The organism is Thalassobacillus sp. C254, assembly GCF_001310615.1.
Genome location: NZ_BAXQ01000055.1, coordinates 1 through 2,688, shown reverse-complemented (window position 1 = coordinate 2,688; position 2,688 = coordinate 1). Strand labels below are relative to the sequence as shown.

The 2,688-nt window shown below is 41.5% G+C and carries 1 protein-coding gene; it reads right to left on the bottom strand.

The genetic code is table 11. The features are described from left to right. Positions 1 to 109: 109 nt before the first annotated feature. Positions 110 to 1,936 carry a group II intron reverse transcriptase/maturase gene (gene ltrA / locus JCM19033_RS21485; protein WP_054637867.1) on the bottom strand — a complete coding sequence of 609 codons (1,827 nt, stop codon included), beginning with the start codon at positions 1,934 to 1,936 and terminating at the stop codon, positions 110 to 112. Between the last annotated feature and the right edge of the window lie 752 nt (positions 1,937 to 2,688).

Here is a 2,688-nt window from a genome sequence, read left to right as displayed (position 1 = left end):
TATGATGATAGGTAAGACTTTGATATGATCTCCATCTTTTCCCCCACCTCACACCGTACGAGCGCGTTTCCGCGCATACGGCGTTCCATCGATTCCAACTGACTTAAAGCTACGTTATAATCGGTTCATTTCCAAAAGTACTTCTCAGTACATTCAGCTTTTCAAGTTGCTTCTTGTCTAATTGAAAGTACCTGAGGTACTTTGTGATTTCATCGTCTCGCTTCACATGAATCAGTTTGTGAACAAAGCGATCAATGATAACCAAGTTGGAGTAATGATCTGTCCCTCCCATTACTAGTGGTATGATGTGATGGCAATGAACCCGATCAATTCCTATAGGCTCACCGGTGATATAACACTTACCGTACTGAGCTACGTATTTAGAAATGCGGTTATCATTGTATTCAATGCTTCTGTTTTTCGAGTAACGATGCATCACTTGAACTAGAACATCTTTTGGAATAGCCTGAAGCCCTGTGTGAACACCTTTACGCCCTTCTTCCGTGTAATTACAGTAGTGTTGACTGAAGTTCCATGGGTTTTTATGGTGAACCCCTGTCACAGGTAAAAGAGCTGTGTTCTGGATTACAAAGACTTTTGTATCTGGTCTGATTCCTCTGGTTTTCTTTTTAAACAAGAAGCTTGTTTCGCTGAATTTTCTTATCGAAGCTTTATTCTTTAATCTGGATTTCATGGATTTTAAGAGAATATAATTCACTTCTGTTAGATCCGTATAAATCGTGGTGGCATATCGAAAGTAATGTTGTATACCTATCAGGGTAGTATTAAAGCGTTGAACGGTCTTCGTTGTGGGGTATTGTTGAATTTCTTTGATACGATCTTTTAATAAATTCTTGGTTTTCATAACCGATTTGTCACTCATGGATGTCTTGGCAATGTAGCCATACCTGGCTTGACGCTGTTTGACAATTTTGAGTTTGAACCCAAGAAACTCTGATGCATTTCGCTTTAAGTTCACGACATTGGATTTCTGTTCATTAATATCTAATCCCAATCGGGACTTCAGAAAATCAACTGTCGCATAGTAAAAGCGCTTAGCTTCTTGATACGTACGACACATAATTTTGAAATCATCCGCGTATCTTACGAGATAGCCGGTCTTTAAATTCGTATACTTCCTGGCATAGTGACGAAAACCGACTGATCGAGATCGATGGGGACGATAAGTTTCCCATTGACTACTAATCCACCAATCTAGTTCATTCAACACAATGTTCGAAAGTAAAGGAGAGAGAATACCTCCTTGCGGAGTCCCTTTTTCAGAAGACCCTTCGTTTTGGATGGGTGCTTTTAGAAGTTTCGAGATAATACATAACAACGATTTATCTCGTATGCCGAGCGACCATAATTGCTTAAGCAATTTCCCGTGATCCACGTTGTCGAAGAATCCTTTAATATCAATATCAACGCAATAGTGTTGCCTTCCAATATTGACGAGACTTACCATTCGACTGAAGGCATGGTGAGCACTTCTGTTCGGGCGAAACCCGTAACTATGTGGATGAAATTTTGCTTCACAAATGGGCTCTAATACTTGTAGAATAGCTTGTTGGATCAAGCGATCCCATATTGGCGGAATGCCAAGTGGTCTCTTCTGATCCGAACCTTCTTTAGGAATCCATACTCTCCTAACAGAACCTGGCTGATAATCTATTAATCGTCGCCTAACTTCAAGGACGATTTGCTGATCATTTAAATGCCAGAGGTCTTTAATGGTAAGACCATCAGTCCCGGTTGTTTTACTACCCTTATTTGTTTTTAAGTTCCGATATGCCAGTCGGATATTTTGTTCAGAACCAATCATTTCTGATAGCTTATAAAAGTTGTTACCGTTTTGACTGCTTGAATATAGACCGTCGTAAACCTTTTGCATGTCGTAATATTCAATGTGTCGCAACTTGGTTTTCTTTAACATGGGCTGTAACCTCCTACCTGATCAGGAGAATTACATCTCTTAGTCTTACTCGAAACCATGTATGAACCATATGAGTAACAGTCAGTCTATTATCGACTAGTGGCCATCCCTCTGCGTTCGTTACACGCTTCACCGGTACGATGCCACCACTTTCACTGCGATAAATCTAAGTTATACAAGTAGGTAATCTCCCTACTGCTTTCCTTAGAACCGTTTCATCAGAGAATAAGTCCTCCGCATCCGCAGCTTACCACGTTCCATTATTCCTATCTGTACAATCACCGTTAGGTTTCCCCTATGAGCCTGCTACGTGGCTATCGCCTGTAACGATAGATGGATTTTCATAAAGGAGAGTCTTACTCATCCACCGTAGCGACACTCCTTTGTGTCAGAAAGCCTTTCGACTTCCTCCCGATATAGACCCGTACAATCAGGGATTCGTCTGCACTTGCCATGACTCGCTAATGGTTTACACGTGCATTCTAACCATGGGTGTTTATAGACTTCCGGTTTATAGGACACATCGCCTACCTCTAGGCGACTTTCGAACTCCAGGAGGAGTTTACGGTGTCTCTCAACCGACTTCACCGAGCTTCATACAACTCCACTCTTATCAGCAGAATTGCATGTCGGAGGATTAAAGGAAGCCCTTCAGGGCGTTACCCCTTCATTTGACTTCTCGGAATAACGGTTCATTGTCAAACATGCTTGTTTAACAACGCCTAAGCTTTTTCACTTAGGAACGTGTCGCG

Excerpts from the sequence above, each read along its gene's own strand:
- ltrA (WP_054637867.1), bottom strand. The coding sequence starts at position 1,936 with ATGTTAAAGAAAACCAAGTTGCGACACATTGAATATTACGACATGCAA.